The following is a 24,375-nucleotide window of genomic DNA, read 5'->3' on the forward strand; positions in this document are numbered from 1 at the left end:
CTCACTGGACGGCGCGTTCCGTGCGACGGGCGCCGTCAGGCAGGCGCGCGATGAAGTCGGCAGCGGCGCGGCGCGCGGCGGCATCCGCTTCGATCACGTCTTCCAGCGCGTGCGCGCTGCGGTTCGGCAACGCGTTGAGTACGGCGTCGACTACCTGTGCGATTGCCATGAAACCAATCTGGCGCGACAGGAACGCTTCCACAGCGACTTCGTTCGCGGCGTTGAGAGCCGCGCTCGCGAGGCCTCCCTCGGCCAGCGCCTTCACGGCGAGCGCGAGGCACGGGAAGCGCGTGTAATCCGGTTTTTCGAACGACAGCGATGCGACCTGCAGCAGATCCAGTTGGGCCACGCCCGAATCGACGCGGTCCGGAAATGCCAGCGCATGCGCGATCGGCGTGCGCATGTCGGGATTGCCCAGTTGTGCGAGCACCGAGCCGTCGGCGTACGACACCATCGAATGGATCACGCTTTGCGGGTGAATCAGCACTTCGATGCGCTCACCCGGAAGATCGAAGAGCCAGTGCGCCTCGATCACTTCGAGGCCTTTATTCATCATCGTGGCGGAGTCGACCGAAATCTTACGGCCCATGACCCAGTTCGGATGCTTGCAGGCTTCGTCCGGCGTGACGTCGACCAGCGTGGCCGGTTCGCGCGTGCGGAACGGACCGCCTGAAGCGGTCAGGATGATCTTCGAGACGCCGCCATGCTGTGCGGCTTCGCGCGGCAGGCATTGGAAAATGGCGTTGTGTTCGCTGTCGACCGGCAGCAGCACGGCGCCGTTGTCACGCACCGCGTCCATGAAGATCGCGCCGGACATGACCAGCGCTTCCTTGTTGGCGAGCAGGATGCGCTTGCCGGCGCGCGCGGCGGCGAGACTCGGCGCGAGGCCTGCCGCACCGACGATCGCCGCTACAACCGTATCGCAGCCGTCACTCTTCGACACGTCGACGAGCGCTTGCGGCCCGTACGTGACTTCCGTCTTGCAACCCGCTTCACGCAGCTTTGCCGAAACATGCGCAGCGGTATCGGCATCGCCGACTACCGCGACTTCAGGCCGAAAGCGCAGGCATTGCTCGACGAGTTTGTCGCCGTTGCGATGCGCCGTGAGCGCATAAACCGAAAAGCGTTCGGGATGACGCGCGACGACGTCGAGCGTGCTGTCTCCAATCGAGCCCGTGGAACCGAGCAATGTCAGACGTTTTTGCATATCTCTTTCTCTAGCCGAGCAGCAGCATGGCAAGCGGCAGCACCGGCAACAATGCGTCGATGCGGTCGAGTACGCCACCGTGCCCAGGCAACAGGCCGCTTGAATCTTTCACGCCGGCCTGGCGTTTCATCATGGATTCGAACAGGTCGCCCACCACGCTGAACGCCACCAGCAGGGTCAGTGCGAGCAACGTACGTACGGCGCCCCATTGCGCCAGCAGCGCAGAATACAGGGTCGGCTCGAACGCGTGCAAAAAGGCCGCCGCCGCCGCGACGATCATCACCACCAGCCAGCCGCCGATCGCGCCCTCCCAGGTCTTACCCGGGCTGATGGCAGGCGCCAGCTTGTGTTTTCCGAAAGCTTTTCCAGAGAAGTATGCGCCGATATCGGCCAGCCATACCAATAGGAGCAGCGACAGCACGAAGGCCACGCCCTGCATGCGCGCGGCGACGAGAGCATGCCAGCACGCGACGAATACCACAATGCCGGCAAGAAATAGAAACGCGCGCCAGGCGCCTTGCGCGAGGGTCGGCTTGCGCAGGAGCACGTATGGCCCCGCGATCACCCAGAAAATAGCGGCCGCCTGAAAGAGCGGCCGGGGTTCCTCGACACCGGTGCCGAGCCGCGTGCTCGCGACCAGCGCCACCGCGGCGACTAACGCGTAAATGACCGGGCCCGCGCCGCCGAGCTTCAGCAGACGCGCCCACTCCCACGCGGCGAACACGACGACGAAGGCGATCAACGCGCCAAACGCGCCCACCGGCGCGAACAGCGTGACCGGCAAAAAGATCGCCAGCAGGATGATCGCCGTGATGACACGGGTTTTTAGCATGGAAGCGAATCGACGTTCTGCGATTGCGGCTCGAGTTGAGCACTGGTGCGGCCGAAGCGGCGCTCACGCTCCGCGTAGGATGCGATGGCGTGGCCGAGCGCGTCGGCGTCGAAATCCGGCCAGAACGTATCGGTGAAGTAGAACTCGGTGTAAGCGAGTTGCCACAGCAGGAAGTTGCTGACACGGCGCTCGCCACCGGTGCGGATAAAGAGGTCCGGCTCCGGTGCATAAGCCATCGACAGGTGTTCGGCGAACGAGTCTTCGTTCACCTCGACCGCCTTGCCCGCCAGCGCCGATTGTTCAGCGAGCTTACGGGTGGCCTGCATGATGTCCCAGCGGCCGCCGTAGTTGGCGGCGATGGTCAGCGTGAGGCGGGTATTGCGCGCGGTTTTGGTTTCCGCGCGCCTGATCAGGTCGCGGATGCGCGTATCGAATCGGGACAGATCGCCGACCACACGCAGGCGGATGCCGTTCGCGTGCAGCTTGCCGATCTCGCGCTCCAGCGCGGTAACGAACAGGCGCATCAGGAACGACACTTCGTCGTTCGGGCGGCGCCAGTTTTCCGAGCTGAAGGCAAAGAGCGTCAGATATTCGACGCCCTGCCGGGCGCAGGCCTCGACGGCCGCACGCACTGCGTCGACGCCGCGCGTATGGCCGGCCACGCGCGGCAGACGGCGCTGGGTCGCCCAACGGCCGTTGCCGTCCATGATGATCGCGATATGTCGCGGCACCGCGGCGACATCAGGCACGCGCACGGTTGAGCTGGTATAGGTCATGGCCGTCGGGACAGTGACTGCAAAAAAAGAAGTGGAGATCTTAAAGGTGCTGAGCCAACCGGCCTCAGACCGTCATGATCTCGGCTTCTTTGGTCACTACAAGCTTGTCGATTTCCGTGACGAACTTGTCCGTCAGTTTCTGAACGTCGTCACCCGCACGGCGCTCGTCATCTTCAGAAATTTCTTTGTCTTTCACGAGCTTCTTCAGTTGCTCGTTTGCATCACGGCGCAGGTTACGCACGGCGACCTTGGCCGTTTCCGCCTCGCTCTTGACCACTTTGGTCAGTTCGCGACGGCGTTCTTCGGTCAGCGCGGGCATCGGCACGCGAATCACGTCGCCCTGCGTAGCCGGGTTCAGACCGAGGTCCGACTCACGGATCGCCTTTTCGACGACCTGGACCATCTTCTTTTCCCACGGCTGCACACCGATCGTGCGTGCGTCGATCAGCGTCAGATTCGCGACTTGCGAAATCGGCACCGGCGAACCGTAGTAGTCGCACTGGATGTGATCGAGCAGGCCCGTGTGTGCACGGCCCGTGCGGATCTTCGACAGGTCGTTCTTGAACGCGTCGATGGAACGCTGCATCTTTTGTTCAGCGCCCTTCCTGATATCAGCCACAGACATTTTTAAACCTCCGAACCTTCAAAACGGTGCGAGCCGGCCAGCGCGCGCACTATGCGGCGGCCTGGGCTCGCGTTAAAGCCCACGTTATGTGAACGAGAGTTTACACGTGGACGAGGGTGCCCTCGTCCTCGCCTTGTACGATGCGCTTGAGCGCGCCCGGTTTGACAATCGAAAACACCCGGATCGGCAGCTTCTGGTCACGGCACAGCGCGAACGCCGTGGCGTCCATCACCTGCAGATTGCGGCCGATGGCTTCGTCGAAGCTGATCGTGGTGTAACGGGTCGCGCTCGGGTCTTTCTTGGGGTCGGCCGAATAGACGCCGTCCACCTTGGTGGCTTTCAGTACGACTTCCGCGCCGATTTCCGAACCGCGCAATGCGGCGGCCGTATCGGTAGTGAAAAACGGGTTGCCGGTGCCGGCCGCGAAAATCACGACTTTGCCTTCTTCGAGCTGGCGAATCGCACGCGGGCGGATGTAAGGCTCGACCACCTGGTCCATACGCAGCGCGGATTGCACGCGCGCTTCGATACCGGCGTGGCGCATTGCGTCTTGCAGCGCCAGCGCGTTCATCATGGTGGCCAGCATGCCCATGTAGTCGGCCGTGGCGCGATCCATACCGGCCGCGCCACCCGCGACACCGCGGAAAATATTACCGCCGCCGATCACCACGGCCAGCTGCGTTCCGAGACGGACGACTTCGGCCACGTCCGCTACCATTCGTTCGATGGTCGCGCGATTGATGCCGAAGGCATCGTCGCCCATCAGAGCTTCACCGGAGAGTTTGAGCAGGACGCGTTTATAGGCAGTGGGCATAGAGGTATCCAGATCGCGCAGAACAGGGCAACAACAAGGGACTAATGTAGGGGTGAAATGCTGATTCGGGCAAGCGTCGCCAAATTGACGAACCCTGGGGTCCGCCAGCGGCGTGCGCCGCGAGGGTCACCCGCGTGCAGCCTTGCGGCGCTGCCGACCGCGGCAGAGTCTTGCTCCGCCGCGGGTCCAACGGTACTAACTGAAGCTTAAGCGATGCTTATTGTTGCTTTGCAGCAGCGACTTGAGCCGCCACTTCAGCTGCGAAGTCGTCCTGCTTCTTCTCGATGCCTTCGCCGACCACGAACAGCGCGAACTTCTGCACGCTCGAGTTGCCAGCCTTCAGCATCTGTTCGATCGTCTGCTTGTCGTTCTTAACGAACGTCTGGTTCAGCAGCGACACTTCCTTCAGGTACTTCTGCACGCTGCCGTCGACCATCTTGGCGACGATTTCAGCCGGCTTGCCCGATTCAGCAGCCTTCTGCTCAGCAATGCTGCGTTCCTTGGCAATCAGATCCGCCGGGACGTCGTCCGACGACAGCGAAACCGGCTTCATGGCGGCGATGTGCATTGCCACGTCCTTGCCGATCTGCTCGTCCGCGCCGGTGTACTCGACCAGCACGCCGATACGCGTGCCGTGCAGGTACGCTGCCAGCTTGTTCGAGGTTTCGAAACGCACGAAACGGCGAATCGACAGGTTTTCACCGATCTTGCCGACCAGTGCCAGACGCACTGCGTCGACCGTCGAGCCGTCCAGCGGCAGTGCCGACAGGGCAGCGACGTCAGCCGGGTTTTGCGTAGCGACCAGTTCAGCGATCGTCTTCGAGAATGCCAGGAAGTCGTCGTTCTTCGAAACGAAGTCGGTTTCGCAGTTCAGTTCGACCAGCGAACCCGCGTTGCCGCCGATGAACGACGCAACCACGCCTTCAGCCGTCACGCGCGACGCTGCCTTGCTGGCCTTGTTGCCCAGCTTCACGCGCAGCAGCTCTTCAGCGCGCGCCATGTCGCCTTCGGCTTCCGTCAGCGCCTTCTTGCATTCCATCATCGGCGCGTCGGTCTTTGCGCGCAGTTCTGCAACCATGCTTGCGGTAATTGCCGCCATCATTTGCTCCTTGAGTTCCGTCTGTCACACGCCGCCCGGACTTCGATACCGGCGGCAAGAATTCGTTTCAACATCGCACGTATTTTCTACGGACTATGTTTCAGGCACTGCTAACTGCACACCACTACTTTGTCGCGGCTTAAAAAAAGGGGGCCTGTAGAAAGCCCCCTTTTTTGCCGGACACGGGGCAGCTTTACGCTTCCGAGTTGACCTCGACGAACTCGTCGCCGTCACCACCGCGAGCAGCTTGCACCACTTCATTGACCGCGTTAGCACGGCCTTCGACGATTGCGTCAGCCACGCCAGCCGTGTACAGAGCGACAGCCTTCGAAGCGTCGTCGTTACCCGGGATCACGTAGTCGATGCCTTCCGGCGAGTGGTTTGTGTCGACCACGGCGATGACCGGAATACCGAGCTTGTTCGCTTCGGTCACGGCAATCTTGTGGTAGCCGACGTCGACCACGAAGATCGCGTCCGGAATGCCGCCCATGTCCTTCACGCCGCCAATCGACTTGACCAGCTTGGCCATTTCGCGTTCGAACAGCAGCGCTTCCTTCTTGCTCATGCGTTCGGTTTCGCCTGCTTCCAGCGCTGCTTCCATGTCCTTCAGGCGCTTGATCGAGACCTTCAGCGTCTTGAAGTTGGTCAGCATGCCGCCGAGCCAGCGTGCGTTGACGAACGGCATGCCAGCGCGTTGTGCTTCTTCAGCGATCGTGTCGCGCGATTGACGCTTCGTGCCGACGAACAGGATCGTGCCGCGATTGGCTGCCAGTTGACGCGCGTACTTCAGCGCGTCGTTGTACATCGGCAGCGTCTTTTCGAGGTTGATGATGTGAATCTTGTTGCGATGACCGAAAATGAAGGGGGCCATCTTCGGGTTCCAGAAGCGCGTTTGGTGACCGAAGTGGACACCGGCTTCCAGCATTTGACGCATGGTAACTGCCATGAAAATCTCCGCGAGGGTTGGGTCTTAAGCCGGCTGCCGTATCTGCCGCGCTGCCGTTCTGGCTGAACGCGACGGACACCCTGGGTGCGCCGGCTTGCGAGTCTGCTGCCTTGGTACTGCCTTACCTGTAGCGCAGGCAACTATCGCTACGAGGCGCCTTTCCTGCCAGTTTGCGCTCATCAGAGTGACCAATAGAGCAACAAAATAAGACAGAGATCGACTTAGCCAAAGATTATAGCACGTGACTATCGGCCGACTCAACCTGCCCGGTAGCTCCCGTTTGCCGCAGGCGGGTTGCACCTATATGTTCACCACCATATTGCAAAAGCGTGGCAAAACCCTGCGGCAGCTGGAATATGGTGCGATAATCTTGCAATAAATCGCATTTCAGGCCCGACTCATGGCTATTACGCTCAAAAACGAACACGATATCGCGCAGATGCGCGTCGCCTGCAAGCTCGCTAGCGAAGTGCTCGACTACATCACGCCGTTCGTCGCGGCCGGCATCACGACCGGCGAACTGGATCGGCTGTGCCACGAATACATGCTTCAGGTGCAAGGCACGGTTCCGGCGCCGCTGAATTATCAGCCGCCCGGCTATCCGCCTTACCCGAAAGCCACCTGCATTTCGGTGAACGACGTGATCTGTCACGGCATTCCGGGCGACAAGACGCTGAAAAACGGCGACGCGCTGAATATCGACGTCACGGTGATCAAGGAAGGCTATTTCGGCGACACGAGCCGCATGTTCATCGTCGGCGAAGGCTCGATCATGGCCAAACGCCTCGTGCAGACCACCTTCGAATGCATGTGGCTCGGCATCGATCAGGTACGCCCGGGCGCGCATCTCGGCGACATCGGTTACGCCATCCAGAAGCATGCCGAAGGGCAAGGCTACAGCGTGGTGCGCGAATATTGCGGCCACGGCATCGGCACGGTGTTTCACGAAGACCCGCAAATTCTGCACTACGGCCGTCCCGGCACCGGGCTCGAGCTGCAGACCGGCATGATCTTCACGATCGAACCGATGATCAACGCCGGCCGGCGCGACATTCGCACCATGCCGGATCAGTGGACCGTCAAAACCAAGGACCGCAGCCTGTCGGCGCAGTGGGAACATACCGTGCTCGTCACCGAAACCGGTTACGACGTGCTGACTGTCTCGGCCGGCACGCCCGCGCGTCCGCCGGTTGTCGCAGCCACGGCCTGAACGACTTCCGCCCTCACCCGCCCGCCTGCCAATGAGTAGTGTTCCAGCCGTCGCCCAATCCCATGCCACGTCGCTCAAGGCGGACTACAAAGTGGCCAAAGCCCAGTTGCTGGAACGCTTCAAAACAGCCTCCAACGTCGACTCGCTGATGGCCGCCCTGGCGCGCGCCACGGACGAGTCGCTGCGCGCCGCCTGGAACACCTGTGAGCTGCCGCCAGAGCTGGCGTTGCTTGCGGTCGGGGGCTATGGGCGTGGCGAACTCGCGCCGCACTCCGACATCGACATTCTGGTGCTGCTGCCCGACGCGCCGATCGCGCATCTAGAAGCACGCATCGAACGCTTTATCAGCCTCGCGTGGGACCTGGGACTCGAACTCGGCAGCAGCGTGCGCAGTGTTGCGCAGTGTGTCGAAGAAGCCGCGAACGACGTCACTGTGCGCACCTCGTTGCTCGAAGCGCGGCGCATTACGGGCAGCACCCTGCTCTTCGACGACTTTGCGAAGCGCTACCGCGAAACGCTCGACCCGCGCGCGTTCTTCCAGGCCAAGGTACTGGAAATGCGCCAGCGGCACGCCAAGTTTCAGGACACGCCGTATGCGCTCGAGCCGAACATCAAGGAAAGCCCGGGCGGCCTGCGCGATCTGCAGCTGATTCTGTGGATTACCCAGGCGGCCGGCTTCGGCAGCAGCTGGCGCGAGCTCGAAGCACGCGGCCTGATTACCGAGCGTGAAGCGCGCGAACTACGCCGCAACGAAGGCTTCCTGAAAACGCTGCGGGCGCGCTTGCATGTGATCGCCGGCCGCCGCCAGGACATTCTGGTGTTCGACCTGCAAACGCCGGTAGCCGAAAGCTTCGGCTATAAGCCAACGGCCACGAAGCGCGCCAGCGAACAGCTGATGCGCCGCTATTACTGGTCTGCCAAAGCCGTCACGCAGCTGGCCACCATCCTGATCCAGAACATCGAAGCGCAGCTCTTCCCCAATACGAGCGGCATCACGCGCGTGCTGTCGGACCGTTTCGTCGAGAAACAGGGCATGCTGGAAATCGCCAGCGACGACGTCTTTCAGCGCGAGCCGAACGCGATTCTCGAAGCCTTCCTGCTCTACGAACAGACGCCGGGCGTGAAAGGTTTGTCGGCGCGTACGCTGCGCGCGATCTACAACGCTCGCGACGTGATGGATCAGCATTGGCGGCGCGATCCGGAAAACGGCCGCCTGTTCATGGACATCCTGAAGCAGCCGGCCGGCATCACGCACGCGCTGCGCCTGATGAACCAGACCAGCGTGCTCGGGCGCTATCTGCTGAACTTCCGGCGCATTGTCGGGCAGATGCAGCACGACCTGTATCACGTCTACACGGTCGACCAGCACATTCTCATGGTGTTGCGCAATCTGCGCCGCTTCGCGGTCGCCGAGCACGCCCACGAATATCCGTTCTGCAGCCAGTTGATCGCCAATTTCGACCGGCCGTGGGTGTTGTACGTGGCGGCGCTGTTTCACGACATCGCCAAGGGCCGCGGCGGCGACCATTCCACGCTCGGCATGGCCGACGCGCGGCGCTTCTGCCGTAACCATGGCATCGAAGGCGAAGACGGCGAACTGGTCGTCTGGCTGGTTCAGCAGCATCTGACCATGAGCCAGGTCGCGCAGAAGCAGGATACGAGCGATCCCGAGGTCATCAAGCGCTTTGCCGAACTGGTCGGCAACGAGCGCCGGCTCACCGCGCTTTACCTGCTGACCGTGGCCGACATTCGCGGCACCAGCCCGAAAGTCTGGAACACGTGGAAGGGCAAGCTACTCGAGGACCTCTACCGCGCAACATTGGCGGTGCTTGGCGGCGCGCGGCCTGACGCGCATTCGGAACTGAAGTCGCGCCAGGAAGAGGCCTTGGCCCTGCTGCGCCTCGAAACCGTGCCGGAAGGCGCGCAGAAAGCGCTGTGGGACAAGCTGGATATCGGCTATTTCCTGCGCCACGACGCTGCGGATATCGCGTGGCAGACCCGCGTGCTGTACCGGCACGTGGAAACCGCGACGCCGATCGTGCGGGCGCGTCCTTCGCCGATCGGCGAAGCGCTTCAGGTGCTGGTGTACGTGAAAGACCAGCCCGATCTGTTCGCCGGCATTTGTGCGTATTTCGACCGCAATGGCTTGTCGGTGCTCGATGCGCGGGTCAGCACGACCCGCCACGGGTACGCGCTCGATAATTTCCTCGTCGCGCATACCGAAGAAGACGTGCATTATCGCGATATTGCCAATCTGGTCGAACAGGAACTGACCGCACGCCTCACCGGTGACGGCACCCTGCTTCCGGGACCGTCGAAAGGCCGGTTGTCACGGCTGTCGCGGACCTTCCCTGTTACGCCGCGCGTCGATCTTCGGGCCGACGAGCGCGGCCAATATTACATCCTGTCCGTGTCTGCGAACGACCGGCCAGGCCTTCTTTATTCAATCGCGCGCGTGCTGGCCGAGCACCGGGTCGGCGTCGCGTCGGCGCGGATCAATACGCTCGGCGAACGTGTCGAAGACGTGTTCCTGCTGGATGGACACGGTCTGTCGGACAACCGCCTGCAAATTCAGGTCGAGACCGAACTGCTGCGCGCGATTGCAGTGTGAGATTTCATGCGAGTCAAATTAACAGCCAAGCACCCGCGGCCGGCTTCGTCCGAACGCGCCCCTGTCCGTACCGGAAGCACCTCGGCACGTAAGCCGACGCGTCCGGTCGGACCAAGGCCGTCTACGCCGACGGCCGGGTTTAACGGGGCGCGGGGTGAAGGCGCAGCGGGTGGCGGCAAGCGCCCGGCGGGTGCGGGTAAGCCGGCAGGCGCCGGGGCGCGTGCGCCACGGGCTGAAGGATCGTTTTCCCGCGAGCGGGATGCGGGTGGTGCCGGCGCTGCGCGCCGGGCGCCGTCGGATCGACCGCCGCGGCGTGAAGGGGCCGGCGGTGCGCCGCGCCGCTTCGAGGGCGGCGGCGATCGTGCTCCGCGTCGGGACGATGATGAGCGTGCGCCCCGCCGCTTTGAAAGTGGCGGCGATCGTAGTGAACGTGCTCCGCGTCGCGCTGATGGCGAACGTGGCCAAGGCGCTCCACGCCGGTTTGAAGGCGGCGGCGATCGCGCGCCGCGTCGGGACGAGGGTGCTCGTGCGCCCCGCAAGTTTGAAGGTGGCGCTGATCGTGGCGAACGTGCTCCGCGCCGTGCTGACGGCGAACGTCCTCAGGGCGCTCCGCGCCGGTTTGAAGGCAGCAGCGACCGTGCCCCGCGTCGTGACGAGGGTGCTCGTGCGCCGCGCAAGTTTGAAGGTGGCGCTGATCGTAGCGAACGTGCGCCGCGCCGTGCTGACGGCGAACGCCCTCAAGGTGCTCCGCGCCGGTTTGAGAGCAACGACCGCGCTCCGCGTCGTGACGATGGCGAGCGTGCACCTCGCAGGTTTGAAGGCGGTGGTGATCGCAGTGAACGCGCTCCGCGTCGCGCTGACGGTGAACGCAGCCAGGGCGCGCCCCGCCGCTTCGAAGGCAGCGCAGATCGCAGTGACCGCGCACCGCGCAGTTTCGAAGGCAACCGCGCCCCGCGTCGGGACGACGGCGAACGCCGCCCGTTCAGTGGCCCGCGCACGGGTGCAGCGCGTCCGTCGGAAGGCAGCCCGCGTGGCGAGCGTCCGGCGCGTGACGCCTCGGATCGGCCCCGCTTCGGCAGCGACCGTGGCGCCCCTCAGGAGCGCCGCAGCGGCGAGCGCGGTCCGCGCAGCGACAGCGCAGCACCGCGCCGTTTTGAAGGCGAACGTGGTTCCTCTGAGCGTGGCGAGCGCACTTTCGCCAAGCCCGTCAAGAGCGGCTACGGCGACCGCACGGACCGTCCGGCTCGAGCACCGCGCGACGACCGCGGCGAACGTGCCCCAGCCAAACGTGAATTCGGCGATCGCCCGCCGCGTGCCGGCGAACGTAACGAACGTAGCGACCGGGGCGAACGCCCTGCTCGCAGCTTCGACAAGGCGCTGCCGGCTGCCGGCCGCCGCTTTGGCGACGACAACCGCCCCGCCCGCGCGGACAAGCCGCGTGGCCCGGCGCCTTCAGCCAGAGCCGAACGCGACGATGACGCCGATGCCGCCCCGCGCACGCCACGCCGCGATTACGAAGACGCACCGGGCACCCTGCGCCTGTCCAAGCTGATGTCGGAACTCGGCCTGTGCTCGCGCCGCGAAGCCGACGAGTGGATCGAAAAGGGCTGGGTGCTGGTCGACGGCGAACGGATCGACACGCTCGGCACCAAGGTTCGTCCGGATCAGCGCATCGAGATCGACCCCGCCGCCGAAGCCGCGCAAGCGAGCCAGGTGACGGTCCTGATCCACAAGCCCGTGGGCCTCGTATCAGGCCAGGCGGAAGACGGCTATCAACCGGCAATCACGCTGGTCACGCCGGAAAATCGCTGGGAAGGCGACAGTTCGGACATCCGCTTCTCGGTCTCGCATCTGCGCCAGCTCGCGCCGGCCGGGCGCCTCGACATCGATTCGACGGGTTTGCTGGTGCTGACGCAGGACGGCCGCATTGCCAAGCAGCTGATCGGCGGCCATTCGGAGATCGACAAGGAGTATCTGGTGCGCGTGGCGTTCGGCGAGCACACCACCGACGTCGAAAGCCACTTCCCGCCGGAAAGCCTTGCGCTCCTGTGCCACGGCCTGTCGCTCGACGACGTGCCGCTGAAACCCGCACAGGTCAATTGGCAAAACGGCGAGCAACTGCGCTTCGTACTGCGCGAAGGCAAGAAACGCCAGATCCGCCGGATGTGCGAGCTGGTCGGCCTCGAGGTGATCGGCCTGAAGCGCGTGCGGATGGGTCAGGTAATGCTGGGCGCCCTGCCGCCGGGTCAATGGCGCTATCTGTCGGCGGACGAGTCGTTCTGATGCCGGGAGCTTGACGCTCAAACAGCAAAACGATTCATGGTTTCCGCATCGTGAATCTCGCCCAACAAAAAACCCACGCATTGGCGTGGGTTTTTTGTTTCCGGCGGCGCCAGCGGCGGCTGCGATCGCCGCGAGCCAGGACGCTGTGTCAGTCGTCGCTATTCGGATCCAGATCCGGAAACAGAACTTCCGTGAAGCCGAACTTCGCGAAATCGTTGATCCGCATCGGATACAGCTTGCCGATCAGGTGATCGCACTCATGCTGCACGACACGCGCGTGAAAGCCCTCGGCGACGCGGTCGATCGGCTTGCCGAATTGATCGAAGCCGTGATACTTGATCATCGAAAACCGGCTCACGGCGCCGCGCAGGCCCGGCACGGACAGGCAACCTTCCCAGCCCTCTTCCATATCCTGCGACACCGGCGTGATGGTCGGATTGATCAGCACCGTCTCCGGCACCGGCGGCGCATCCGGATAGCGCTCGCTGTGCCCGAAGCCGAAGATCACCACCTGCAGATTGACACCGATCTGCGGCGCGGCGAGCCCCGCACCGTTCGCGTCGTGCATGGTCTCGAACATGTCTTTGATGAGCTCATGCAGTTCGGGTGTGTCGAAGTGATCGACCGGATCGGCAATTTGCAAAAGGCGCTGATCGCCCATCTTGAGAATTTCGCGGATCATAACTGCCCCTCCAGGAGCTTACGCATACCATCTTCGTCGAGTACGGGAACGCCGAGTTCCTCGGCTTTCGCCAACTTGCTGCCCGCTTCGGCCCCGGCCACCACGTAGTCCGTTTTCTTCGACACCGATCCGGCCACTTTCGCGCCGGCCGCTTCGAGCATTTCTTTCGCCTCTTCACGGGCGAGCGTCGGCAAGGTCCCGGTCAGGACGACCGTCTTGCCGGCCAGTACGCCTTGCGGCGCCTTCGGCGCGGGCGGTCCTTCCGGCCACGTGACCTTGCCCGGCGCGCGGAGTTGCTCGATCACCGTGCGGTTGTGCTCTTCGGCAAAAAACTGATGAAGCGACTCGGCCACCACTGGACCCACGTCGTTCACCTCCAGCAGTTCTTCGACCGAGGCATCCATGATCGGATTCAGCGAGCCGAAGTGCTTGGCAAGATCTTTCGCCGTGGATTCACCCACGTGCCGGATACCGAGCGCGTAAATAAAGCGCGCCAGCGTGGTGTGTTTGGCCTTTTCGAGCGAGTCGAGCAGATTCTGCGCGGACTTTTCGGCGAAGCGGTCGAGTTCAGCGAGTGTCGCAAAGCCGACGTTGAACAGATCGGCCGGCGTGCGCACCAGATTCTGCTCGACGAGCTGATCGATGATTTTTTCGCCAAGCCCGTCAATATCCAGCGCTCGCCGCTGCGCGAAGTGCCACAGCGCCTGCTTGCGCTGCGCCGGGCAGAACAGGCCGCCCGTGCAGCGCGCAATCGCCTCGTCCGGCAGGCGTTCGATGCTCGAGCCGCACACCGGGCAGTGCGTGGGCATGATGAACTCACGGGCGTCGTCCGGACGGCGGTCGAGCAGCGCGCTCACCACTTCGGGAATCACGTCGCCGGCACGCCGCACGATCACCGTGTCGCCGATGCGGATATCCTTGCGACGCACTTCGTCTTCGTTATGCAACGTTGCGTTCGTGACCGTCGCGCCGCCGACGAACACCGGCTCCAGCCGCGCAACCGGCGTGATCGCGCCGGTACGGCCCACCTGCACGTCGATCGCGACGAGTTTGGTCAGCGCTTCCTGTGCGGGAAATTTGTGCGCGAGAGCAAAACGCGGCGCGCGCGAGACATAGCCGAGCGCGTCCTGCTCATCGCGCCGGTTGACCTTGTAGACGACACCGTCGATATCGTAAGGCAGCGTATCGCGCTTCTCGCCTACCGCGTGGAAGAACCCCAGCAAGCCTTCGGCGCCCTGCACCACCGCGCGCTCGCCATTCACCGGCAAGCCGAGTTCCTTGTACCAGTCGAGCAGTTCGCTATGCGTGGCCGGCATTTCGATGCCTTCGACCACACCGATTCCATAAGCGAAGAACGACAGCGGCCGCTGCGCGGTGATCTTCGAATCGAGCTGCCGCAAACTGCCCGCGGCAGCGTTACGCGGGTTAGCGAATTCCTTCTGCTCAGCCGCCCGCTGGCGCTCGTTCAGGCGCTCAAAATCGCGCTTGAACATGAGCACTTCGCCGCGCACGTCGAGCACACGCGGCACGCGCTTGCCCTTGAGCTTGAGCGGAATGGAACGGATCGTGCGGACGTTTTCGGTGACGTTCTCGCCGGTGGCGCCGTCGCCGCGCGTGGACGCCTGGACGAAGGTGCCGTCGACGTAACGCAGCGAAATAGCGAGGCCGTCGAACTTCAGTTCAGCGGCGTAATCCACCGGCACCGGCGGTTCGCTCGCGTTCTTGCCGAGCGCGTCGCCGACGCGCTTGTCGAACGCGACGATGTCTTCGTCGGCAAAACCATTGTTCAGCGAGAGCATGGGCTGATCGTGCACGACCGGCTCGAACCCGCTCGATGCCTCGCCGCCCACACGCTGGGTGGGCGAATCCGGCACCACCAGGTCCGGGTGTTCCGTCTCGATTCGCTCCAGCTCCTTGAAGAGCTTGTCGTACTCCGCGTCCGGCAGGTCCGGCTGATCGAGTACGTAGTACGCGTAATTGGCGCGTTCGAGTTCCGCGCGCAGCCACACGGCCCGCTCTGCCGGAGCGCTGGTTGCAGGGTTTGAGGCGGGGGTTCGGGCCATGCTGTCGGAAGCTTCTTCAGTGAAATTCAGACATTGGATTATCGCAGGAAGCGTGCCCCTTTACATCGGCCGAATGGCCAGTTTCGTGCGTTCGTTATTCCGCCCCAAACGCCAACGGCCGCACAGTGTGCGGCCGTCGAATACTGCGCAATTGGTAAGCCTTTACTGGCTGAACAAACGCCGCGTGGCCGGCGAACCCGCCGGAATACCCGCCTGCTCGAGCTTCGCGTAAAGCGTCATCAACTGCTTTTCGATCGCCAGCAGCGCGGTTTCCGGCAGCGGCCGGCGCCCATCGTCGACCACCCGGCCGCCGATACGCTCAGCCAACGATTTCGCGTAGTCGCACATCAGTCGGAACGGCAGGATGTCTTCGTCTGCGACCGGCACATCCAGCACCAGCGTGATCATCTGGCCGCCCTTGTAAGTCAGATCGTCGCGCAGGAAATTGGTGTCGCCGAATTGCAGCATGAACACCGGGCTCTGCTTCGCGTCGAGCTTGACGAAGCGCGTGCCGTCGCGCGAGAGCAGCAAACCGTCCTGCGACGCAACGGCCTGGACATAATTGGCCGACCAGGGCGCGCCGTCGGAGAGCACATTGATCGACAACTGCGCATCGCACTGTGCGGCGAAGCCGTCCAGCTCGCGCGCCATCGCGACCGTTTCGAGCATGTCAGGAAATTCCGGTGACGCGTCGAGCGCGTCGGCAAACTGCTGCACGCCGGTCACGAACTCGGAGAACTCCAGTTCGTTAAGCGCGCCACTCCGATTGGCCAGTTGCGCGGCCGCGCGCAGCTCTTCATAGCGCGCGCCGTTTTGCAGCAATTCCCACGCGCCGCCTTCGAGCTTGCCTTCGATATGCACCGGTTTGCTGCCGGCACGGCGCAGACGCTGCGCAAGCGGAATCACCTTGTCGCCGGCCACCGGGCCGTTCAACCGAATCGGCACGATGCAGTCGATGCGGCGATCGACGATAGCCGGCGGCGCCGACGAAATCGTCGTGGCAGCGGGCACGATCGGCTCATCGGCGGTGGCGGCATGACCGCTTTCGGCTTCAGCAATGCCTTCCGCTTCCGGATAGCCATTCGGCGTAGTCGTCTCGGCCTGAATATCGGCCGGCGTATCGAGCGGCGCGGCGGTCGCGCCAAAAGTCGGTTCGACGCGCGCCGCCGAGGTTTCCGCTGCCTGCTCCGAACCCACTACCGGCTCGCGCCGCGTGGTCGGCCGGGCCGGTTCGATAAACGGGCTCTGCTCCTCCTGATCGTCCCGCGCGAAACTTTCGGCGGTATCGGCCGGCATTGGACGCGGCATCTTGCGGCGCACCTTCGCGCCTTGCCATGCGTTGTACACGACCACGCCCCCGACCACCACGGCACCCGCGCCGATCAAACCGAGTGTCAACTCGTCCATGCATGCTCCATCAGCAATTCTTCTGTCTGCGCGGCTTTGCGCCCGCCCCACGTGTCGCGCGGCCGATGGCCGCTGCGCTGAACGCGGGCGCCCGCGATGATCAATCTAAACGAAAACTTAAACGATATTCTGGGCGAAACCAGCCGCCGTTTCCATGTCGACCGCGACGATGCGCGATACGCCCTGCTCCTGCATGGTCACGCCGATCAGTTGCTGCGCCATTTCCATCGCGATCTTGTTGTGCGAAATGAACAGGAACTGCGTCTTGTCCGACATCGCGCGCACGAGGTTCGCAAAACGTTCCGTATTGGCGTCGTCGAGCGGCGCGTCCACTTCGTCGAGCAGACAGAACGGCGCCGGATTCAGCTGGAACATCGCGAACACCAGCGCGGTGGCGGTCAGAGCCTTCTCGCCGCCCGACAGCAGGTGAATCGTCGAATTCTTCTTGCCCGGCGGCTGCGCCATGACCTGCACGCCGGCGTCGAGAATCTCGTCGCCGGTCATGATCAGCTTGGCCTGGCCACCGCCGAAGAGACGCGGGAACAGCTCGCCAAAATGACGGTTCACTTCGTCGAAGGTGCCTTGCAGCAGCGTGCGCGTTTCGCCGTCGATCTTGCGGATCGCGTCTTCGAGCGTTTCGATCGCGTTGTTCAGGTCCGCCGACTGCGAATCGAGGAACGTCTTGCGCTCGGTCGCCGCCTTCAGTTCGTCCAACGCGGCCATGTTGACCGGCCCAAGCGCGGTGATCGCGTTGTTGATCCGCGTGACCTCGCCTTGCAGATAGGACGGCTTCATGTCCGGCGTGAGCTTGGCCTGCAACTCGGCTTCATCGACGCCGGCTGCCGCCAGTTGCTCGATGAATTGCTCGCCGTTGAGGCGCGCGGCCTGTTCCTTCAACTGCAATTCGTTGATGCGATCGCGCAGCGGTTGCAGCGCACGCTCGGCGCTCAGACGGGTTTCGTCGGCGGCACGCAGCTTGGCCGTCAGGTCGTCCAGTTCCAGACGCGCGGCGTGCAGCGCTTCTTCCTTGACCGCGCGGATATCGAGCGCGTCCTGCAAGCCGGTATGCGCCGTTTGCTCGTTGATCGTTTCCAGCTCGGCGCGCGCATCTTCCAGCGACGCGGCGACGCGCTCGCTCTGCTCGTGCGAGACCTGGATGCTGCGCTTCAGTTCGTCGATGCGGTTCGCCATGTTGCGCGCGGCAAAGCGTGCGTCGGTGGCGGCCCGATCGAGATCGCGCGATTGGGCGCGCGCGGCGGTAAGCGATTCGTCGAGCGCTTCGAAGGCCATCTGGTGATCTTCGAAACGCGCCTGCAATTCGGCGAGTTCGGAGTCGTGGCGCTCGAAGTTCGCTTCCGATTCGCCGCGCAAAGCGCGCTGCTCTTCGATCTGCGCGGTGATTTCTTCGAGTTCTTCGCGGATTTGCGTGCTGCGCTGCGTGTAACGCTCATGCGCTTGCGCGAGCTTGAGCACGTCCATCTGCAAGGCGTGCACACGCTGGGTCGCGCGCTCCGACTGTTGACGCACGTCGGTCAACGCTTGCGCGGCTTGCGTGTGCGCGGCTTCGGCACGGATTGCGGCGGCCTTCGCCTCATCGGCGAGCAAGGCCTGCGCGCGCACCTGACGGCCCAGGTTTTCGATTTCCTGCTGACGGGCCAGCATGCCGGCCTGTTCGGAATCGGCCGCGTACAGCTGGACGCCGACGCGCGTCACCACATGGCCAGCCTTGACGACGAACGAGCCGCCTTCCGGCAATTGCGCGCGCATGGCGAGCGCCTGTTGCAGATCGTCAGCGACGAAGGCGAGGCCAAGCCAGTCATTCAACACGGCGCGAATGCCTGCGTCGTCGATACGAACCAGCGACAACAACGGACGCAAGCCCGCCGGCGCAGCGGCCGGCTGACCGGCTGCGGGCGGCGCGTAGAACGCGAGCTTGGCGGGCGGCGCGTCCGTGGCGAACGCCTTGACCCAGTCCAGGTTCGACACTTCGAGCGCGGCGAGCCGCTCACGCAGCACCGCTTCGAGCGCGGCTTCCCAACCGGCTTCGACGTGCAGCTTCTTCCACAGACGCGGCAAGCCGCTCAGTTCGTGCTTTTCGAGCCACGGCTGGATCTTGCCTTCTGTCTGGACGTTTTCCTGCAGTTGCTTGAGTGCGGCGAGGCGTGCGTCGAGCTGATGAATCTGTGCGCTTTCCGACTGCACGCGTTCCTGCGCCACGCGCCGTTCGCCGTCAAGACGCGGCAGCGTTTCCTGCGCGTCGGCAAGGCGGGCCTGCGCGTCTTGCAGGATTTCTTCGTGCTCGGCGAGCTGCGCGCGCATGTCTTCGAGCTGCGCTTCGTCGGGGGCATCGAGACCGCCCGCTTCCGATTTCAGCCGTTCGTGACGCTGCTGCAACTGCTGCAATTGCTGATCGGCATTGCGCTGATGCGCGGCTTCGAGCTTGAGTGCCTGTTCGGTCTGCGCGATACCGCCGCGCTCGGCGTTCAGTTCGGTCTGCGCATCGCGCCAGCGCGCTTCGAGCGCCGGCATTGCATCGTGCTTGCCGGCGGCTTCGTCTTCGGCCAGTGCGGCTTTTTCTTCGGCGACGGCCAGTTGCTCTTCCGCGTCTTCGAGATCGTCTTGCGCCTTCTGCGCTTGTGACTGCCACTGCTCGCGCTGCGCGGTCAATGCAGCGATCTGCGCCTGCACGCGGTTGCGCGACTCGACGATGAACTTGATCTCGGCCTCGAGGCGGCTGACTTCGGCATTCGCCTCGTACAGCGCGCCTTGCGCGCCCTGCATCGCGTCGCTGGCGGAGTAATGCGCGACGCGCAGCGTTTCGAGCTGCGCTTCGACCTCGCGCAGCTTCGCGGTTTGCGCTTCGAGGTCGATCTGCGCCTGTTCAATCGCGCGTTGCTGGCGTTCCTGCTCGCCGCCGGCTTCGTTCTTGCGCAGCAGCCACAACAGACGCTGCTTCTCTTCGCCGTCGGCCTGCAAATCCTTGTACTTGGTCGCGACGATCGCCTGCGCCTCAAGCTTCTCGAGATTCGCACTGAGTTCGCGCACGATGTCTTCAACGCGGATCAGATTCTCGCGCGTGTCGTGCAGACGGTTCTCCGTCTCGCGGCGACGTTCCTTGTACTTCGACACGCCCGCGGCTTCTTCGAGGAACACGCGCAGCTCTTCCGGCTTCGCCTCGATCAGGCGCGCGATCATGCCCTGCCCGATGATTGCGTATGCACGCGGCCCGAGGCCGGTGCCGAGGAAGATGTCCTGAATGTCGCGGCGGCGCGCCGGCAGGTTGTTGATGTAGTAGCTCGAAGTGCCGTCGCGCGTCAGCACGCGCTTGACGGCGATTTCGGCATACTGCCCCCACTGCCCGGCGGCGCGGCCGTCGGCGTTGTCGAACACGAGTTCGACGCTGGCGCGGCTACCCGGCTTGCGCGCGGTCGAGCCATTGAAGATCACGTCCTGCATCGACTCGCCGCGCAGCTCGGAAGCGCGCGATTCGCCGAGCACCCAGCGCACGGCGTCGATGATGTTGGACTTGCCGCACCCATTCGGTCCGACCACGCCGACTAGCTGGCCCGGGACCTGGAAATGCGTGGGATCGACGAATGACTTGAAGCCAGCGAGTTTGATCGAGGTCAGACGCACGGCGATTTCGCTGTTTGAAAAGGGAAAATAAAAGGTGGCTCGTGAAGGCCACGCCAGCCGTTCGCCGATGCAGCGAAACGGCCCGCGAACCCCCGCGACACGGGCGCCAACTGCACGCGATGAAGCATGCGCCAGCTAATGAGGGGCAATCATACCATCGCGCGCGAGCGGTTCTTAGCGTCCTTACGGTCCGCACCGAGGTCGGCATCCCGGTCGACATCAGGACCCGCATCCTGATTGGCCGGCTCGGGTGGCAAGGCTTTAGTCCGATGCACCCAACTGGACAATGCCGACGCCAGCACGATGCACGCACCGCCTGCCCATTCGCGCGGGCCCGGCGACTCGCCGGCGAACAGCCACGCGGACAAGGCCGTCACCACGATCTCGAACAGCATGATGATCGAGGCCCGATTGGCCGGCACGCGCGCGAGCCCATACTGCACGAGCATATTGTTCGACGCGAGCAGAAAACCGAGGCCGAGCACTAGTAACGCGGCCGTGCCGAGATGCGCGCCGGTGGGCGGTGCGGGCATTGCCTCGAACAGCGATGCACAGGCGCTGAAGATCGCCGCGCCGCCGAAAATCGTCGCGGTGCGCATTTCAGGCTTCATCTCAGGAAGCACGCGGCTCGTCTTGAGGATCAGGACGTTGCTCATCGCGAAACCCATACCGCCGGCGAGCCCTGCCCATTCAGCGAGGTTGCCGGGCACCGGAAGGCCGAGTTGCGGCGACCACAGCATGGTCATCGCGCCGGCCAGCGACAGCGCCGCGAGACCGGCGCCCGACCAGGTCAGCCGTTCATGCAGGATGAAGTGCGCAAAGAGCGCGGTCCACGCGGGGGTGAGATAGAACAGCAGCAGGACGCGCATCACCTCGCCGTGGATCGAGCCCCAGACGAAACCGAGATTGGTCACGCCGGCCGCCAGCGCGAGCGCCGGCAGCAGCCAGTGCAAGCGCACCGTCCTGAGCGCACGATGGCGGACCAGCAGAACGAACAGGCAACCGGCGGCGCTTGTCAGCGCGCTTGCCGCCGTGCCGGTCACGCCGAGCGCATTCAGCATGCGCAGCGGGTACCAGATCATTCCCCATACCGAGGCGCCCAGCATGATCGCGAGCGTGGGCCACCCTGTGCGAAGCCAGTTGGTCATGATGCAACGCTCCCGCGGCGGTTGCTGCTCCTGCGGGCGATGTTGCTGACTTGACAGACGGCGGGGTTCTTGCGCCCGCTTCGTCCGAATCGTGCGGATGTCTCCATTGCTGCTACATACATTGCTGCTCCTGCTTCTTTTTTGCGCGAACCGTCTGCGGTTCGCGTCGTTCCCGCTGCGTCGCATTGCCTGCGCCGCCTGGCGGGTTGTGCCGCGTCTTACACGCCGGGCGCCGCCGTGAATTTCCCGTGCGCGCCGCCACGCTATAATCATTCGCTCGCCGCCGCTGCCGCCCTTTTCGCGTGTTTCATGCGTTTTACGGTTAGCAAGCGTGCCAGCATTCCTCTGCGCCCATCTTCGATCAGGCTCGATCCGCCCAGTGAACCCGCTACTCGACTCCCTTCAGCCCTATCCGTTCGAAAAGCTGCGTGCGCTTTTCAAGGACGTCACGCCGCCGGCCGGCCTCGCGCACATCAGCTTCGGCATCGGCGAACCGAAACACCCCACGCCGGCGCTGATTCGCGACGCGGTGATCGCCTCGCTCGGCGGCCTGGCAGCTTATCCGGCCACCATCGGTTCGCCGGCACTGCGCGAATCGATCGCGAAATGGGCGACCCAGCGCTACAACCTGCCCCCGGTCGATCCGGCCACCCAGGTGCTGCCGGTGGCGGGCTCGCGCGAGGCGCTTTTTGCGCTCGCCCAAACGGTTATCGACCCCAAGCGCAATGCGAACGGCGAGCCTGCGATCGTACTCTGTCCGAACCCGTTCTACCAAATCTATGAAGGCGCCGCGCTTCTCGCCGGCGCACAGCCGTACTTCGTGAATAGCGACCCGGCGCGCAACTTCGCCTGCGACTATTCGGCGGTCCCGGCCGACATCTGGGCGCGCACGCAGCTGCTGTACGTGTGCTCGCCGGGCAATCCCACGGGCGCCGTGCTCACGCTCGACGACTGGCGCGAGTTGTTCGCGCTGTCGGACCGCTACGGCTTCGTGATCGCCTCGGACGAGTGCTACTCGGAAATCTACTTCGACGAAGCCAATCCGCCGCTCGGCGGCCTGGAGGCGGCCCACAAGCTCGGCCGCGGCTTCGAGCGCCTTGTGATGCTCTCCAGCCTGTCCAAACGCTCGAACGTGCCAGGCATGCGCTCGGGCTTTGTGGCCGGCGACGCGGCGATCCTGAAAGACTTCCTGCTATACCGGACATACCACGGCACGGCCTTGTCGACAGTGTTCCAGAGTGCCAGCATCGCGGCCTGGAATGACGAAACGCACGTGCGCGAAAACCGCGCGAAGTACGTGCAGAAGTTTTCCACCGTGACGCCGATGCTCGCCGAGGTGCTCGACGTACGCCTGCCGGACGCCGCGTTCTACCTGTGGGCGGACGTCTCGCGCACAGGCCTGTCGGACACCGAGTTCGCCCAGCGCCTCTACGCCGACTATAATGTGACGGTTCTGCCGGGCTCGTTCCTCGCGCGCACTGCGCATGGCGTGAACCCCGGCCGCAATTTCGTGCGCATGGCGCTCGTCGCCGATGTCGACGAATGCACGCAGGGCGCACAACGGATCGTCGAATTTTGCCGCGCGCTCGCGGGTTGAGTTTTCGCGAATTTTCATATTCGGCAACCCCGCGCACCGCACTCCCTTCTTCAGACTTCAACTCTTCAGAAAAGCACGCATATGTCGCAACAACTTCAGCAGATCATTGATACCGCCTGGGAAAACCGCGCCGACCTGTCGCCGAAGGCCGCCCCGGCCGACGTGCGCGAAGCCGTCGCCCACGCCATCGAGCAACTGGACCAAGGCGCGCTGCGCGTCGCCGAGAAGAAAGACGGCGACTGGGTCGTCAATCAATGGCTGAAGAAAGCCGTGCTGCTGTCGTTCCGTCTGGAAGACAACGTGGTGCAGCCGGCCGGCGGCTACTCGCAGTTCTACGACAAGGTGCCGTCGAAGTTCGCCAACTACACCGCTGAAGACTTCGCCGCCGGCGGCTTCCGCGTGGTGCCGCCCGCCATCGCGCGCCGCGGCTCGTTCATCGCGAAGAACGTCGTGCTGATGCCGTCGTACACCAACATCGGCGCTTATGTCGATGAAGGCACGATGGTCGACACGTGGGCGACCGTCGGTTCGTGCGCGCAGATCGGCAAGAACGTCCACCTGTCGGGTGGCGTGGGCATCGGCGGCGTGCTGGAGCCGCTGCAGGCCAACCCGGTCATCATCGAAGACAACTGCTTCATCGGCGCGCGTTCGGAAGTGGTGGAAGGCGTGATCGTCGAAGAAAACTCGGTGATCTCGATGGGCGTGTACCTCGGCCAAAGCACCAAGATTTACGACCGCGAAACCGGCGAAGTCACGTACGGCCGCATTCCGGCGGGCTCGGTGGTGGTAGCGGGCAACCTGCCGTCGAAAGACGGCTCGCATAGCCTCTACTGCGCCGTGATCGTCAAGAAGGTCGACGCCAAGACGCGCGCGAAGGTCGGCCTGAACGAGTTGCTGCGAGGCGACTGATGGCACGCGGCACCAAGACCGTCGTCTACGGCATCCCGAACTGCGACACCGTGAAGAAAGCCCGTGTGTGGCTGGAAGAGCACGGCGTCGAGTTCGAGTTCCATGACTTCAAGAAGCACGGCGTGACCGAGCCGCTGGTTCAGGACTGGCTGAAGGACGTGAAGCTCGACGCGTTGCTGAACCGTCGCGGCACGACCTGGCGCGGCCTGTCCGACGACATGAAGGCGGCGGCGGACACGCAGTCGGGCGCGATCGCGTTGATGATCCACAAGCCGTCGGTGATCAAGCGGCCGGTGCTGGTGGTCAACGGAAAGGTCAAGTCGCTCGGTTTTTCCGTGGACGAATACACGGCGCTGTTTGCGTGATCTGATGCGCCCGATCTGCAGCGTGGGACCGGCCGTAACGGTTCAAACGCCGCGATCGAAAGCTCGCATCGGCACGCCGATCGGACGCTGCAAGAAGTAAAACGCGGCCTCGCCGCGTTGCTTAAAAGCTGTTGCCGGCTGCGGTGTCCAACCGCCAGCCGGCAT

Annotated in this window: 18 protein-coding genes; 6 read left to right on the forward strand and 12 right to left on the reverse strand. The window is 63.8% G+C overall.

What is annotated here, in order from left to right; all coding sequences use genetic code 11:
- Window position 1: 1 nt before the first annotated feature.
- From R8871_RS26830 to rpsB, 7 genes are all read right to left on the reverse strand, one after another.
- Entirely contained in the window at window positions 2-1,207 is a 1,206-nt protein-coding gene (locus tag R8871_RS26830) for a 1-deoxy-D-xylulose-5-phosphate reductoisomerase (RefSeq protein ID WP_175053172.1), read from the reverse strand.
- Window positions 1,208-1,217: 10 nt separating this feature from the next.
- Window positions 1,218-2,039, reverse strand: coding sequence for a phosphatidate cytidylyltransferase (locus tag R8871_RS26835; protein ID WP_175053173.1), 822 nt, complete (start codon window positions 2,037-2,039; stop codon window positions 1,218-1,220).
- Window positions 2,033-2,815: a polyprenyl diphosphate synthase gene (uppS, locus tag R8871_RS26840; protein ID WP_154566004.1), complete on the reverse strand. Its 783-nt coding sequence runs from the start codon at window positions 2,813-2,815 to the stop codon at window positions 2,033-2,035. The genes R8871_RS26835 and uppS overlap by 7 nt, the downstream gene beginning before the upstream one ends.
- A gap of 64 nt (window positions 2,816-2,879) precedes the next feature.
- On the reverse strand, window positions 2,880-3,440 hold the full coding sequence (frr, locus tag R8871_RS26845; RefSeq protein ID WP_054035184.1) for a ribosome recycling factor: 561 nt from the start codon (window positions 3,438-3,440) through the stop codon (window positions 2,880-2,882).
- A 100-nt stretch (window positions 3,441-3,540) separates the two neighbouring features.
- Window positions 3,541-4,254 carry a UMP kinase gene (pyrH, locus tag R8871_RS26850; protein ID WP_011488865.1) on the reverse strand — a complete coding sequence of 238 codons (714 nt, stop codon included), beginning with the start codon at window positions 4,252-4,254 and terminating at the stop codon, window positions 3,541-3,543.
- Window positions 4,255-4,471: 217 nt separating this feature from the next.
- Window positions 4,472-5,353, reverse strand: a complete 882-nt coding sequence (gene tsf / locus R8871_RS26855; RefSeq protein WP_175053174.1) for a translation elongation factor Ts — start codon at window positions 5,351-5,353, stop codon at window positions 4,472-4,474.
- Window positions 5,354-5,546: 193 nt separating this feature from the next.
- A complete protein-coding gene (gene rpsB / locus R8871_RS26860) occupies window positions 5,547-6,299 on the reverse strand; it encodes a 30S ribosomal protein S2 (protein WP_012433448.1) in 753 nt (250 codons plus the stop codon).
- A gap of 400 nt (window positions 6,300-6,699) precedes the next feature.
- Between rpsB and map the strand changes: the two genes are divergently transcribed.
- From map to R8871_RS26875, 3 genes are read left to right on the forward strand one after another with little or no spacing between them, the layout of a single operon-like run.
- Window positions 6,700-7,509: a type I methionyl aminopeptidase gene (gene map / locus R8871_RS26865; protein ID WP_074283095.1), complete on the forward strand. Its 810-nt coding sequence runs from the start codon at window positions 6,700-6,702 to the stop codon at window positions 7,507-7,509.
- A gap of 31 nt (window positions 7,510-7,540) precedes the next feature.
- Window positions 7,541-10,120, forward strand: coding sequence for a [protein-PII] uridylyltransferase (locus tag R8871_RS26870; protein ID WP_175053175.1), 2,580 nt, complete (start codon window positions 7,541-7,543; stop codon window positions 10,118-10,120).
- Window positions 10,121-10,126: 6 nt separating this feature from the next.
- Window positions 10,127-12,403, forward strand: coding sequence for a pseudouridine synthase (locus R8871_RS26875; protein ID WP_175053176.1), 2,277 nt, complete (start codon window positions 10,127-10,129; stop codon window positions 12,401-12,403).
- 148 nt (window positions 12,404-12,551) lie between these two features.
- On the opposite strand, the gene def is transcribed toward R8871_RS26875, so the two are convergent.
- The 5 genes from def to R8871_RS26900 all read right to left on the reverse strand — a co-directional run bounded on the left by def (window position 12,552) and on the right by R8871_RS26900 (window position 21,339).
- A complete protein-coding gene (gene def / locus R8871_RS26880) occupies window positions 12,552-13,085 on the reverse strand; it encodes a peptide deformylase (protein WP_175053177.1) in 534 nt (177 codons plus the stop codon).
- Window positions 13,082-15,148, reverse strand: coding sequence for an NAD-dependent DNA ligase LigA (ligA, locus tag R8871_RS26885; protein ID WP_175053178.1), 2,067 nt, complete (start codon window positions 15,146-15,148; stop codon window positions 13,082-13,084). The genes def and ligA overlap by 4 nt, the downstream gene beginning before the upstream one ends.
- Before the next feature lie 162 nt (window positions 15,149-15,310).
- Window positions 15,311-16,555 carry a cell division protein ZipA C-terminal FtsZ-binding domain-containing protein gene (locus R8871_RS26890; RefSeq protein WP_175053179.1) on the reverse strand — a complete coding sequence of 415 codons (1,245 nt, stop codon included), beginning with the start codon at window positions 16,553-16,555 and terminating at the stop codon, window positions 15,311-15,313.
- Between the two features lie 117 nt (window positions 16,556-16,672).
- Complete coding sequence (smc, locus tag R8871_RS26895; protein ID WP_175053180.1) at window positions 16,673-20,191, reverse strand: chromosome segregation protein SMC; 3,519 nt, start codon at window positions 20,189-20,191, stop codon at window positions 16,673-16,675.
- Between the two features lie 149 nt (window positions 20,192-20,340).
- Window positions 20,341-21,339 (reverse strand): DMT family transporter, encoded by a 999-nt coding sequence (locus R8871_RS26900; protein ID WP_175053181.1) that lies wholly within the window; start codon window positions 21,337-21,339, stop codon window positions 20,341-20,343.
- Window positions 21,340-21,718: 379 nt separating this feature from the next.
- Here R8871_RS26900 and dapC point away from each other — a divergent pair, with 379 nt between their 5' ends.
- The 3 genes from dapC to R8871_RS26915 all read left to right on the forward strand — a co-directional run bounded on the left by dapC (window position 21,719) and on the right by R8871_RS26915 (window position 24,210).
- A complete protein-coding gene (dapC, locus tag R8871_RS26905; RefSeq protein WP_175053182.1) occupies window positions 21,719-22,936 on the forward strand; it encodes a succinyldiaminopimelate transaminase in 1,218 nt (405 codons plus the stop codon).
- Window positions 22,937-23,017: 81 nt separating this feature from the next.
- On the forward strand, window positions 23,018-23,845 hold the full coding sequence (dapD, locus tag R8871_RS26910) for a 2,3,4,5-tetrahydropyridine-2,6-dicarboxylate N-succinyltransferase (protein WP_175053183.1): 828 nt from the start codon (window positions 23,018-23,020) through the stop codon (window positions 23,843-23,845).
- Window positions 23,845-24,210, forward strand: coding sequence for an ArsC family reductase (locus tag R8871_RS26915; RefSeq protein WP_154567453.1), 366 nt, complete (start codon window positions 23,845-23,847; stop codon window positions 24,208-24,210). The genes dapD and R8871_RS26915 overlap by 1 nt, the downstream gene beginning before the upstream one ends.
- Window positions 24,211-24,375 lie beyond the last annotated feature (165 nt).

The organism is Paraburkholderia sediminicola (assembly GCF_902859805.1).
Lineage (GTDB): Bacteria > Pseudomonadota > Gammaproteobacteria > Burkholderiales > Burkholderiaceae > Paraburkholderia > Paraburkholderia sediminicola.